At 65.1% G+C, this 12,093-nt stretch carries 16 protein-coding genes and 1 pseudogene; 8 read left to right on the forward strand and 9 right to left on the reverse strand.

Translation table 11 applies throughout. The annotated features are described in order from the left end of the window. Positions 1 to 61 precede the first annotated feature (61 nt). The 5 genes from L5G33_RS16925 to L5G33_RS16945 all read left to right on the forward strand — a co-directional run bounded on the left by L5G33_RS16925 (position 62) and on the right by L5G33_RS16945 (position 3,025). The gene (locus L5G33_RS16925) at positions 62 to 652 is read left to right on the forward strand and encodes a TetR/AcrR family transcriptional regulator (protein WP_236999331.1); all 591 of its coding nucleotides are present in this window, start codon (positions 62 to 64) and stop codon (positions 650 to 652) included. Between the two features lie 79 nt (positions 653 to 731). Further along, entirely contained in the window at positions 732 to 1,172 is a 441-nt protein-coding gene (arfB, locus tag L5G33_RS16930; RefSeq protein WP_236999332.1) for an alternative ribosome rescue aminoacyl-tRNA hydrolase ArfB, read from the forward strand. Between the two features lie 60 nt (positions 1,173 to 1,232). Beyond that, positions 1,233 to 2,066, forward strand: coding sequence for a class I SAM-dependent methyltransferase (locus L5G33_RS16935; protein WP_236999396.1), 834 nt, complete (start codon positions 1,233 to 1,235; stop codon positions 2,064 to 2,066). Beyond that, the gene (locus L5G33_RS16940; protein ID WP_236999333.1) at positions 2,063 to 2,515 is read left to right on the forward strand and encodes a VOC family protein; all 453 of its coding nucleotides are present in this window, start codon (positions 2,063 to 2,065) and stop codon (positions 2,513 to 2,515) included. Before L5G33_RS16935 ends, L5G33_RS16940 begins: the two co-directional genes overlap by 4 nt. Positions 2,516 to 2,635: 120 nt before the next feature. Next, positions 2,636 to 3,025, forward strand: coding sequence for a VOC family protein (locus L5G33_RS16945; RefSeq protein ID WP_236999397.1), 390 nt, complete (start codon positions 2,636 to 2,638; stop codon positions 3,023 to 3,025). A 3-nt stretch (positions 3,026 to 3,028) separates the two neighbouring features. On the opposite strand, the gene L5G33_RS16950 is transcribed toward L5G33_RS16945, so the two are convergent. Together L5G33_RS16950 and L5G33_RS16955 are read right to left on the reverse strand one after the other, a co-directional pair. Further along, on the reverse strand, positions 3,029 to 3,808 hold the full coding sequence (locus tag L5G33_RS16950; RefSeq protein WP_236999334.1) for a nuclear transport factor 2 family protein: 780 nt from the start codon (positions 3,806 to 3,808) through the stop codon (positions 3,029 to 3,031). A 106-nt stretch (positions 3,809 to 3,914) separates the two neighbouring features. Then, a complete protein-coding gene (locus L5G33_RS16955) occupies positions 3,915 to 4,316 on the reverse strand; it encodes a VOC family protein (RefSeq protein ID WP_236999335.1) in 402 nt (133 codons plus the stop codon). Between the two features lie 280 nt (positions 4,317 to 4,596). On the opposite strand from L5G33_RS16955, the gene L5G33_RS16960 reads away from it, so the two are divergent. Then, positions 4,597 to 5,709, forward strand: a complete 1,113-nt coding sequence (locus tag L5G33_RS16960; protein ID WP_236999398.1) for a N(5)-(carboxyethyl)ornithine synthase — start codon at positions 4,597 to 4,599, stop codon at positions 5,707 to 5,709. 101 nt (positions 5,710 to 5,810) lie between these two features. Here the strand turns inward: L5G33_RS16960 and L5G33_RS16965 are convergent, their stop codons facing one another. Beyond that, the gene (locus L5G33_RS16965) at positions 5,811 to 6,752 is read right to left on the reverse strand and encodes a dihydrodipicolinate synthase family protein (protein ID WP_236999336.1); all 942 of its coding nucleotides are present in this window, start codon (positions 6,750 to 6,752) and stop codon (positions 5,811 to 5,813) included. 44 nt (positions 6,753 to 6,796) lie between these two features. Further along, entirely contained in the window at positions 6,797 to 7,372 is a 576-nt protein-coding gene (locus L5G33_RS16970; RefSeq protein WP_236999337.1) for a TetR/AcrR family transcriptional regulator, read from the reverse strand. Positions 7,373 to 7,546: 174 nt separating this feature from the next. Here L5G33_RS16970 and L5G33_RS16975 point away from each other — a divergent pair, with 174 nt between their 5' ends. Both L5G33_RS16975 and L5G33_RS16980 read left to right on the forward strand, forming a co-directional pair. Next, positions 7,547 to 8,383 carry an NAD(P)H-binding protein gene (locus tag L5G33_RS16975; RefSeq protein ID WP_443669348.1) on the forward strand — a complete coding sequence of 279 codons (837 nt, stop codon included), beginning with the start codon at positions 7,547 to 7,549 and terminating at the stop codon, positions 8,381 to 8,383. 49 nt (positions 8,384 to 8,432) lie between these two features. Continuing rightward, positions 8,433 to 8,813 carry a hypothetical protein gene (locus L5G33_RS16980; RefSeq protein WP_236999339.1) on the forward strand — a complete coding sequence of 127 codons (381 nt, stop codon included), beginning with the start codon at positions 8,433 to 8,435 and terminating at the stop codon, positions 8,811 to 8,813. Between the two features lie 22 nt (positions 8,814 to 8,835). Here the strand turns inward: L5G33_RS16980 and L5G33_RS16985 are convergent, their stop codons facing one another. The 5 genes and pseudogenes from L5G33_RS16985 to L5G33_RS17005 all read right to left on the reverse strand — a co-directional run. After that, positions 8,836 to 9,222, reverse strand: coding sequence for a PIN domain-containing protein (locus tag L5G33_RS16985; protein ID WP_236999340.1), 387 nt, complete (start codon positions 9,220 to 9,222; stop codon positions 8,836 to 8,838). 61 nt (positions 9,223 to 9,283) lie between these two features. Further along, positions 9,284 to 9,832, reverse strand: coding sequence for a DUF488 domain-containing protein (locus tag L5G33_RS16990; protein WP_236999341.1), 549 nt, complete (start codon positions 9,830 to 9,832; stop codon positions 9,284 to 9,286). A gap of 403 nt (positions 9,833 to 10,235) precedes the next feature. Beyond that, positions 10,236 to 10,589 carry a DUF1801 domain-containing protein gene (locus L5G33_RS16995; RefSeq protein WP_236999342.1) on the reverse strand — a complete coding sequence of 118 codons (354 nt, stop codon included), beginning with the start codon at positions 10,587 to 10,589 and terminating at the stop codon, positions 10,236 to 10,238. Between the two features lie 295 nt (positions 10,590 to 10,884). Continuing rightward, positions 10,885 to 11,178 carry a hypothetical protein gene (locus tag L5G33_RS17000; protein ID WP_236999343.1) on the reverse strand — a complete coding sequence of 98 codons (294 nt, stop codon included), beginning with the start codon at positions 11,176 to 11,178 and terminating at the stop codon, positions 10,885 to 10,887. A 287-nt stretch (positions 11,179 to 11,465) separates the two neighbouring features. Next, positions 11,466 to 11,594, reverse strand: a pseudogene (locus L5G33_RS17005) (helix-turn-helix transcriptional regulator); the annotation flags it as partial. Positions 11,595 to 12,093 lie beyond the last annotated feature (499 nt).

Consider the following 12,093-nt stretch of genomic DNA (forward strand, 5'->3'; position numbering starts at 1 on the left):
CCCAGAATAGCTTCTGGATACAGATGTGACCAATAGTTCGGCGCGGACGTATGCTGGACGAGTGTCGAGCCCCACGAGATGGGCGGGCGTCCCACTCGCGGATCGTCGCGCCGAACGCAGATCGAAACTGGTCGAGGCTGCCTTCGACATCTTCGGAACCGGAGGTGAGACGGCGTTATCCGTCCGATCCGTTTGCCGCGCATGCGGTTTCAACACGCGGTACTTCTACGAAAGCTTCGCTGACACCGACGAGCTACTCGGAGCCGTCTACGACGTGACCGCGCTCGCTCTGGGCGAGGCGATCGAACGAGAGCTCGCCGACCTCCCCAGCTCCGTCCGAGCCCGCACGCGCGCGGGAATCGTCGCCGTCCTCGATTTCAGCTCGACCGATCCTCGCCGCGGACGCGTGCTCTTCACCGAGGCGCAGGCGAACCGCGTACTCGCGCAACGACGGTCGGCGACGCAGGAACTGCTGCACGAGCTCACCCTCGCCGAGACGCTCACCCACGCCCCCGATCGGCTGGTCGGCAGAATCCGTGCGGTCATGTTCACCGGTGCGATGTCGGCGCTCGTCCAACAGTGGTTGAGCGGCGATCTCGGCGACGATCTCGATGTGGTCGCCGATCACGCGGTCAGCATGCTGACGAGCTGAGGTCGGCTCGCACTACGCGCCACTCGGGGTGCACGATATTCATTCGTCAGATCGGGCCGACACCGGGAGAATGGGTCGCGTGGACGATCTGCTCATCTCGCCGGGCCCCGGTGCGCCTCATGGCCTCCGTGTACCCGCAGCCGAGTTGGTCGAACAGTTCTCCCGATCATCCGGGCCCGGCGGGCAGGGCGTGAACACCACCGACTCGCGCGTGCAACTCAGCCTGGACCTCGCGGCGACGGCGGCGCTCGACGACGTGCAGCGAGCGCGCGTACTGCACAATCTCGCGGCTCGGCTCGATGGAAGCGTCCTCATGATCGCGACGTCGGAGGACCGAGCGCAGCGCCGCAACCGTGTCGCGGCGCGGCAGCGTCTCGCCGACCTGCTGCGCGATGCCGTCGCCCCGTCCGTCTCGCGACGGGCGACGCGTCCGACGAAAGGCTCCCAGCGACGTCGGCTCGACGCCAAGGCGCGGCGCGGCGCGGTCAAAGCGAACCGACGCAAGCCGGTCGCGGACTAGCCTAGTGCCGAGTGTCGTTACAAGCCGAGTTCAGTCCGCCGTCGAGGAGGCGTGAAGACCATGGCACAGGGAGCCGACTCCACCGCTGTCCGCACCGCACTGTGGCGCGCACTGCACGTCCTGCTCGACGAGCCGCCGCACGTCGTCGACGACCTGGTCGGCGTGCAGATCGCCGACGTCGACGATGCCTGGCGGACGCGCCCGGACATGAATTCAGAGCGGACACGCACCAACCGTGCGTCGATCGTGGCGCGATCGCGGGCGGCCGAAGACACACTTGGTGACTCCGGCTCACGCCAATACGTGCTGCTCGGGGCGGGTTTGGACACGTTCGCACAGCGACAGGACGGTAACGTCCGGGTCTTCGAGATAGACGAGCCCGCGACTCAGGAGTGGAAGCGTCAGCGCCTCGACGAACTCGGCTACCTCGACTCTGCTCGCCCGATCTTGGTGCCGGTCGATTTCGAAGCAGGTCAGTCCTGGCTCGCCGAAGCGAAAGCGGCCGGTCTCGATCCGACGGCACCGACCGTCGTCGCGATGCTCGGTGTGACGATGTATCTCACGCGCGACGCCATCTCGGCGACCTTGCGCGAAGCGGCGTCGCTCGCGCCCGGGTCGGTGACGGTGTTCAGCTATTCGCGGCCGATCGAGATGGCGCCGCCTGAGGTGCGGACGATCTTGGAGGTGGCGTCACAGGGGGCCGCCGCCTCCGGCCACCCGTGGTTGTCGCTGTTGCGGCCCGACGAGGCAGCCGCACTGGCCCGGGACGCCGGGTTCAGCGACGTCTCGGTGATCACCTCCGACGACCTCCACGACCGCTATTTCGCCGACCGCACCGACGGGCTCAGTCCCGCGGGCGGAGAAGATCTCGTGGTTGCCGAGGTGTCGCGATGACCACCCGGATCGACAATATGGGGATCGTCGTCGACGACCTCGACGCAGTGATCGGCTTCTTCACTGAACTCGGTCTCGACCTCGTCGGCCGGACCACCATCGAGGGCGACTGGTCGGGACGTGTCACCGGGCTGCCCGGCCAGCGCGTCGAGATCGCGATGCTGCAGACGCCGGATGGTCACGGCCGACTCGAACTGTCGCGCTTCATCGAACCGGCCGTCGTCGCCGACCATCGACGCGCTCCTGTGAACGCGCTCGGCTACCTGCGGGTGATGTTCGCCGTCGACGACCTCGACGACACCCTCGACCGGCTTCGTGCACACGGCACCGAACTCGTGAGCGACGAAGTAGTGCGCTACGAGGACGTCTACCGCCTCTGCTACGTGCGAGGTCCGGAAGGGATTCTGGTCGGGCTCGCCGAGGAACTGGGCTCGTCGTCGCAGGCTTGACCGGTCGACGTCGGATCCGGCGACCCATAGCGGACGGTTCTCGTCCTATATGCCCTCTACCGTGAGTTCGTGGCCGCCTCCAGGCAGTCGCAGATGCTCACCGAACACGAGGAGACCGCCATGCAGTTGGCAGCAACCCGCATCATCACCGACGACGTGGACGCACTCGTCGCCTATTACGAGACGGCGACTGGGATCACCGCCCACCGAATCCACCCGTTGTTCGCCGAACTGCGCACGCCGACGGGCACACTCGCCTTCGCCAGCAGCGCCACCGCCCCGTTGCTCGGCGAGGACGTCGTGGAAGCCCACTCGAATCGCAGCGTCATCCTGGACTTCCTCGTCGACGACGTCGACGCGACCTATGCGGCTCTTCAGCAGGTCGTAGACGTGTTCGTGAACGAGCCGACCGACATGCCGTGGGGCAACCGTTCGCTTCTCGTCCGAGACCCGGACGGCAACCTCATCAACTTCTTCACGCCGGTCGCCACCGCGGCATCCGACGAATAGGCGTCAGCGATCGACGAAGACCGACATCGACGACACCGTGCATCCCGCGTATTCAAGCATCGCCAGCGCATACGACCGTCCGTCGGTCAATGTCGCAGAGACGGTGTGACCTGCTGCAATGATCTTGCCGACTCGCCAGCCTGCGAGATGCTCGCCGAACTCGGCCGGCGAGTGCACGTCGTCCACGCCGAAGCGGAGCGCAGCGGACTCCGCGAGCACCGCGGCAGCATTCGCGGAGTCGCCCGCGGCGAGCGCTGAGAGCAATTCGGCGGCCCGCCGTTTGGTACGGCCGCCGACGCCGACGAATCCGCGTGCGAAGCCTGCGGTGCCGGCGAGCCGCTGATTACGCAGCAGACCGACCGTGAGTCGGCGCGACACAGCCGCGGCTGGCAACCCTTTGCCGATGAGCTGACCGACCATCGGCACCAGCTCCCAGTGTGCATAGAGTCCGTCGATCCGCGCATCCGCAGTCATCGCGTACCGCAGATGCGCGGGCACCGACAGAGTCACCCGGTCGCTCATCTGAATCTTGAGTGTGACGTCGCGAAGCACGGTGGATCCGCAGACGATGTCCTGGTGCACCTGGAAGGTGATGTCGTTGGGCGCGATGAACGTGTCGTAGAAGCGCGACAGTTGTGCACGGCCCCGATGCGGCGCAGAGCCGACCGGATCGTTCACGATCGCGGACGGCGCGAACAGGGACAGCCAGCGATCCTTGTCGTGCTCGGCTACCGCGGCGGGCGACGCGTCGACCGCGGCCAGCAACTCCCGCCTCGTTGGCATCCTCGGCCATCCTCCATCAACTTAGAACCTGTTCCAATTCTATCAGCGATCCCCCGGTCGCGAATGGAGGCGAGGGCTGAGGGGTGCGACGATCAGCCGGAGCCATTCACTGTTTGTACTTCGCGTCGGTCGGCTCCACCCACTGTACGAGTTGGTAGATGACAGCGTTAGGGTCGGCCATTTGAAAATACCGTTCACCCCACGGCTCGGTCTCAATCGGCGTGACGACGTCGACACCCTCGCTTCGTAGCCGTACATACTCGGCGTCGATATCGTCGACCGTGAAGACAACGAGAATCCCGTCGGCTCGCCCCGCAACCGATTCCGGCTTGAACGTTGGCAACCCCGCCCGGAGATAGACGAGGTTGACACCGGCCGACTCGTGGGCCAGCGAACAGAAGCCGTCCGCGGCCATTGCCACTGTGAAGCCAAGATGCTTCCGCAGCCATTCGGCCGAAGCCTCGACATCTGAAACGTTCAGCGAGATGGCAGTGCTGGTGATGTGCATGTCGGCCCCTGTCTACTCACAACCCTTTGCCGTACACCGTACAGGGTACGTGGGAGTGTCGAGCTCACGAACGTCGAATCCCTTCCCCGAGACCGGTCCACAGTCACGCCTTGACGGGCTCGGGCATATAGTCACCCCAGGAGCTGGCTTCGGTTCCCCAATGATGGGAGACCGGATGTCCGGTACCACTCGATCGTCCGTTGCTGTTTCTGCCGTCTCGTCTGACGAGGCTCCACCGAGCAACCGGCCGCTCACTCTCGGGTTGCTGGCAAGCTCGACGATGGAGAACGAACGTCGACTGCCGATCCATCCCCACCACCTGGACCGGATCGACCCGGACCTTCGAGCGCGCATGATCGTCGAACGCGGTTACGCTGCCGAATTCCAGCTGGAACCCGAATATGTCGAATCCCGCGTGGGCAGCGTCGCGGAGCGCGCGGACGTGATCCGATCCGCGGACATTCTGCTTCTGCCCAAGCCGCAGGCGACGGACGTGGCCGCAATCCCCGAAGGCGGCGTCCTGTGGGGATGGCCCCACTGCGTGCAGGATCCCGAAGTCACGCAGACGGCGGTCGACCGCCGACTCACGCTGATCGCGTTCGAAGCGATGAACCACTGGACCCACCGCGGTGACTTCAATCTGCACGTCCTCCACAAGAACAACGAACTCGCCGGTTACTGCTCCGTACTGCACGCGCTGAGCCTCAGAGGCTCGACCGGTGATTACGGGCCACGCCTCAGCGCTGTCGTCATCGGCTTCGGCGCGACGGCACGAGGGGCTGTCACCGCGCTCAAAGCACATGGAATCCACGACATCCAGGTCCTCACGCAGCGTGACGTCTCGGCAGTCGGCTCACCGATCCACAGCGCACACATCACCCAACTCAACACCGACGACGGACCGACCCACCTCAGTACAATCTCCACCGACGACGGCAACGTGTTCCTCCCGACCTTCCTCGCATCGCACAACATCGTCGTCAACTGCACGCTCCAGGACGTGGCCGCGCCGTTGACGTATCTGCGCACCGAGGACCTGGCGGAGTTCGCCGCAGGCAGCCTCATTATCGACGTCTCATGCGACGAGGGGATGGGATTCGAATGGGCGAAGCCCACGGGTTTCGACAACCCGATGTTCACTGTCGGCCAAGGAGTCAACTACTACGCCGTCGACCACAGCCCGTCGTACCTGTGGGACTCGGCTACGTGGGAGATCAGCGAGGCGATACTGCCGTTCGTCCGCGCAGTCATGGAAGGACCGGACTCCTGGGCCGCAAGTCTCACGATCGCGCGCGCCATCGAGATTCACGATGGTGTGATCAAGAACCCGAGCATCCTACAATTCCAAAACCGACGACCGGACTATCCGCACGCCTTCGTGGAAGGCGCCTAGCACTGCGTGCCGACCGCGACGGGGCAGTCGGCGCTCGCGAACCTACACCGCCTGTGGCGCACACTTGTCTATAGACCACCGTATGGCCTGAGCGGTGTAGGTCATACGTCATGCAGGCCGGGCTCGTCATTCAGGCCGAGCTCGGCGACCAGGCCAAGTTCGTCGACCACCTCAGCGACGCGGACGCGGTCTGCGGCGCCGAGGCCCTGGATCGGTAGGGGCAGGCACCGCCGCGGGGCAAGGCCCAGCTGCTCGGCGATGGCCGCGACCACCCGCAAGCTCCCTCCGAACTCACTGAACAGCGACCACAGAGGTTCGAGGCGGGCCGACTCCGCGAGCGCCTCATCGGCCCGGAACTGTTGCGCGGCACGGGTTATCGCCAATGCAGGATCCGGCAGGGTGCCGCCGATCACGGAGTACCAGGCATCGCATCCGGCGTTGAGCCCAGTGGCCGCGAAGGCGTCGCCGGAGACGCCGATGGTCACGTGCTCCGGGATCACCGCGCGGATCGCTGCCACGTGGTCAGCGGCCCGCTTCGGATCGGCGGGCACAGCGGGGATCTTGATCGACGCGATGCCGGGCAGCCCGGCGATACGTGAGTAGAGGTCGACGGTGAACGAGAAGTGGGTCGTACCGGGGTTGTCATAGACGATGACCGGCAGTTCGGTGCGCTCGGTGACGGCTCGGAACAGTTCGAACACCTCGTCGTGCGTGAGCGGCTGGTAGGTCATCGGCGCGAGCAGCACGCCACTGGCGCCGGCACGCTCAGCGTCGGCCACGTTGGCCAACACGTGCGAGGTCCGCAGCGCCCCGACTCCGACGAAGACCGGCGTCGTACCCGCATACTCGACAGCGAGGCGGGCGACGCCCGCGCGTTCCTCGGGGTCGAGGAAGGCGTATGAGCCGGTCGAGCCCAGCGCCGTGATCGAGTCGACTTCTGCGTCCGCGAGCCGTTCAATCAGGCTGACGAATGCCCGCTCGTCGACCGCGTCGTCCTTGAACGGGGTGAGCGGAAATGCGCTGAGACCGGTGAACTCGGCCAATCTTGCTCCTGTTCGTTGAAGCACGTAAAGCCTACTGCTCGCGGCTATCGGCAGATCCCACCGAGCACGAACCCAGTTCGGCGGTCGTAGTCCGCCCGGGAAGGTCGGCCACCGTGCTTGAGGGCGAGCGCATTGTCGATCGTCAGCGCCTGGAAGTCTTGAGGCAGGAAACCCTGCACCAGCACACCGGCGATGTGCCCCTCTGCGACCAAGTCCGCATGGAAGTCTCCCCCGACGCGACAGAGCGCCATCAGCGGTTCCGAGTCGGGGAACTCCTGCAGCAGGACGTCGTTGACCGCTGGCAGTCGGTACTGGAGGTCCCGGATCGCCCCGACGTACGAGCAGATCCGATTGCGGACGTCCGGGACGGACCGTTGAGAATCGATGACGCCCAGCAACTCTGCGGCGACGACGTCATCGATGACTGCATCGATCAACCCGATCCGCCCGCCGAACCTGTTGAAGATGGTCGCCTTGCTCACGTGGGCGGCCTCGGCGACGTCCTCGAGAGGTGACGAGAAACCCTTCTCACGGAACACCGTCACAGCCGCGGCACGGATCTGCTCCACGTTGCGCCGGGCATCCGCGCGAAGCACCGACGACGGCTGCGCATCGATCACGCCATCCTCCTCAATTCACGAAAGTAACTTGACTCTGTTGGTCAACTTGCTACAGAATCCTACTCGAACTTAAGTTGACCCACTGAGTCAACTTGTCATCGATGGCTGCCGCGGACCCCTACCGGGATGCCACACAGCGTCAGCCCGAACGAAAGGCGCCACATCATGATCATCGTGACCGGAGCAACGGGGGTCCTCAACGGCGCCACCGTCGAACGTCTACTCGACCACGTTCCCCCAGATCGCATCGGTGTCAGCGTCCGGGACCCCGGCCGCGCCACTCACCTGAGCGAACGAGGAGTTCGCGTACGACCCGGAAGCTATGACGACCCAGATGCGCTCCGCCACTCGTTCGCTGATGCACAACAGGTTCTCCTGGTCTCCTCGAGCGATGTCACCGCCGACGTCGTCGGGCAGCACCGGGCGGCGATCGACGCCGCAGTCGCCGCCGGAGCAGAACGGATCCTGTACACCAGCGCTCACGGGACCGGCTACGACACGCCCTACCCGCCGCTCGCGATACACGCCGCCACCGAGGACTACCTCGCGGCCTCAGGCGTCGCATGGACTTCGCTGCGCAACGGCTTCTACGGCGAGCTGAGTCAACTGCTCGGCCCATGGCGGGAAACGGGTGTCATCGCCAAACCCGCCGACGGCCCGTTCTCGTGGGTCGATCGGCGCGATGTCGCAGAGGCCGCCGCAGCCATCATCACCGGCGAGTCTCCGGTCGATGGCCCCATCGATCTGGTTCTGCCCTCGCCGGTCACTCTCGCGGATTTCGCCTCGACGGCTTCCGAGATCTCTGGATTCGACGTCGAACGTGTCGTCGTCGACGACGACGAATGGGTCGCCCGTGAGATCGCTGACGGGACGCCGGAACCGGTCGCGCGTTTCACTCTCTCAATGTTCCAGGCCACCAGGAGCGGGCATTTCGCGCAGTCTGATCCTGCACTGTCCCGGCTCCTCGGAAGGAGTCCACGCAGCATCGCTGATCACCTACTCGGCGGGTGAATCCCTTTCGGCCCCTCGCCGTCGCTCCGCCGATGTGTAGGGTGACGTGATGGCGAAGCCGCGAGTGCTGCAGATCGGCATCGACCCGGGCGTCATCGACTTCTCACCGTGGCCAGGCCAAGACGCCGACGGTCTCCGAGCACGTATCGCAGACGCCGAGACGGCGCTACGCGATGCGGGGTTCGACGTCACCGTCTGCTTGGTGCCGGACGACGCCGCAGCCGCTGACTCGGCGGTGCGCGCACGACTCTCCAGTGCGGTGTTCGATGTCGTCGAGATCGGGTCGGGTTTGAGGACGTCCCACGAGTACACGACGATCTTCGAGCGGGTCGTCAACGCCGTCGCCACACTCCACAGCGGAGTACCGCTGTGCTTCAACGATTCACCAGAGACGACGCTCGACGCCGTACGTCGCGCGCTGACGCGGTGAACCAGCCCGCACTCTTGCGAGTCTATGAGCGCACGGTCTGGGGCCCGACGGTCCGTGCGCCCAGGCTGCTCACCCGGGACCGCAGGCCCCGGTCCGCGGTCACGACCACGACGTCGTTCCCCTGTGCGGTGAACTGCTCGACGACGTGCACGATGGTGTCATCGCCACTGCCGGGTGCATCGATCACTCGCACGACGTCGGAGGACTCGACGCCTCGGGCACGCCCTTCGACGACGAACACCACCACCGGGGCCGCGTTCAAGTGCAATGTGTGCCGCAGTTCGTGGGGCGAGATGGAATCACGGAGCCGCCGCGTCGCTCCAGCCCGGTCACGCCACCAGCCGTCCGGAACACTTCCGACGCAGTTGGCAGCGTCGACGATCACAGCGGTCTGAGACGTATCTGTCATGGTCACCACCCTGTCACGCATTCGAGCGATACCCCTCGCCGGCGAGCCCGTCTGTCCACGCTTAGTCGTGCGGTGGATACGTCACCACACCGTCGACGTCGACGGAAGGCGCTGCGCCCCATTGGCCGAGCACATGTGTGCGGGGGACGCCGCCGGTGACCAGATGCTCGACGCTCCAGCCCTGCGCGACAAGCGTGTTGGCAATGAGCAGGCGATGGCACCGCCACGGCATCGGCTCGCCGCACATGATCGCGACCCGGTGGGTCGTGGCGATGCTGATCAGTTCGTCAATGCCGCTGCGATAGTCGTCGGTAAGGGTGTAGTCCGCGTAGTTCTTGAAGCTCGAGTTCTGCCATGCGGCGTTGGTGTTCGGGTCGACGTCTTGGCGCCGTCGCCGACCGCCGAGCGCCGCAATCCGCCGATAGTCGATGCCGTTCTCTGGGAGCCAGATAGCCATCGTGTCCGACCCGAACTGCGGGTTGCGGCGGGACCCTGGGTGAGCTCGAACGTCGACGAGCACCTCGATGCGACGGTCGTCCAGCGGTTCGAGGAAGGCAGGGATCGGACAGGTCCAGTGTCCGATCGTCCAGATCTGACGAGGGTCTTTCACAGGACGGGCGGCTAGTCGATCCGGCGCAGCGCGCCGGACGTAGGTACGGCGACGCCGACCGCGAGATCGTTACTCATGTCCGCACGTTAGCAACCACCGAACACGCATGCTGCCGTGTCGAATGATCTGAGAGCGTGACCGGCCTGCGGCCCCACGGACGGCTGCTCCGCTGTCCGGTGCGGCAGACAGATCAACGCCTGCTCAATCCACTGTTCGGATCGTGTAGCCACGCTCGATGTCAGCGGCCGCCTGGCCCTATTTCACTAGATTTCGTAGTTCGACCCGCAGTCCGTAATGGGACTGAAGGTTGATCCAGAACCCCTCAGAGGTACTGGAGTAGGGCGCTCGGCGAAACCCTTCAATGAAGTCCTCCATCAGAACCCAGCCGCGTCGATCGCCGCGTTCAGGAAGCCGCCGAGCGGACGATTTCGGCGATGCGTTCCTCAGTGGGTTCGTCGATGGTCTCCAAGTACCACGCTGCCGGCATCAATGTTCCGTCGGATCCACCTGCGGGGATGAGCACGACCTTCTCGGTGAGAGCCAGGTTGACGCGTTCGTCGTTGCGCAGCGTCACCAGTGCAGGAGCACTCGCGGACAGCGCGTACGCGGGCATGCCGTACCAGATCCGCGGCTTCAGCCTGGGCGCAGCGGCCATGATGATCTCGTGCACTCGCTGCACGAGTGTCCGCGACGGCTCGTCCATCTTCGCGATCTTGTCGATCACCTGGGCGAGGTTCTTCTCATCCTTCGATGCCATGTCATGTCCTTTCGCCAGCCGATGTCTCGCATCGGCGGTTGAAGTCGGCGCAACGATGCGCCACACCTCATTCGGACATGTCCCGAGCGAGCGGGCCTCTCCGCAATGTTTCAGGCGGTCCGCGCCTGGAAGTGCTGTCGGCAGCTTCCGCTGCCACGCCGAGAATACCGCAGGCGCTTGCAACGGCGCGAGCTGAAGCAGTGCGGGACGGACCTCGCTCTCGGGGCTTCGGTCACACGATGAACCTGAACTCCACCGTATTCCGGCACGGAGAACCAACAGCGATGACGTTGCCTCATCTCGTGCTGAGGCGCGCGCTGAGCGAGTCCGCAATCTCGTCCGCAGCCTGCGCTGCCGTGTCGAACTCCAAGACCTCATCGGACCACGCGGCATAGTCAGCGCGACGGCGCTGCACAGCCGACCAGGTCGGCTCGCTGACGTGGGCGAGACCGCGACCCCTGCCGCTGAGCCTTCGCTGATGCTCCAGCGCATCGGAGATCATGAGGTGCACGAATTCGAGGGATGCAGCCGTACGCGCGGCCGCCGTCCGCCAGGTCTGCCGAGCCTCTTCAACTGTCGTTGATTGCATCGACGACGACATCGTGGCCGAGCCGCAGATTCTGCTCCGCCATCGCACGTGCCGTCTCGTACGCCGCGACGCCGACTTGCCGCCCTGTCGGCAATCCGCAGGCGAGAATCGACTCCTCGACTGCGTCGGTGGAAAGGTGGACCGCTCCCCCGTGTTCGCAGCGACCGATCACGGCGACGCTCGTCTAGCCGACACCGGGCAGACCGGAGACCACGACGAGGCGTCCGGTCACGCGACTACCAGTGGCTTGATCGCAGCGACCTTGTCGCGCAGCGCCCGGCGCTCCAGACGCCGATGGACACGGCAAGCTTGTTCTGCGTGATCCCGAAGCCCTCGATGAAATCCTCCATCAGGATCTCTCCCGGGTGGATCGGCTCGATCAGATCGCGCTCAGTGGTAGTCGACGAGTTCGACATTGTCCGCACCTCCCTCTCTCCAGACGAAGCAGAGACGCCATTGCGCGTTGGCGGATGCTGTGCTGCCCGCGTCGGTCGCCGACTAGGCGCTCCAGGCGGTCGCCCGCTGCACCGTCCGGTCGACGCGCTTGACGTACTGCTCATGCCAGATGCGCTCGGTGTCCTTGCTGCCGAACGATCTGATCACGACACCAGTGCATAACGGACACCGTCATTAACGCTAGACGTTAAACCGGAACTCAACCGCATTCCGGTGATTGCGGAACCTTTGGTGCTGAGGCTGTCCCTTTGCCACCATATGACTTGGAACCAAGCTATCACTCGGGGTTCTGGCAGAGTCGCGAGGGTGCCAACCGGCGCGCCACTGGACGGCTTGGCATGGCTACCCGACTCCCTCTACCGAGATGGGAGGTTTGGCCTACCGCCAACGCTGACCCAGTACGGACACTCGCCATCGTGGTTCCCCCAGTCGCAAGCGTGAGGGCCCTCGTGGTGGTGC

This window comes from Gordonia liuliyuniae (assembly GCF_021738805.1).
GTDB lineage: Bacteria > Actinomycetota > Actinomycetes > Mycobacteriales > Mycobacteriaceae > Gordonia > Gordonia liuliyuniae.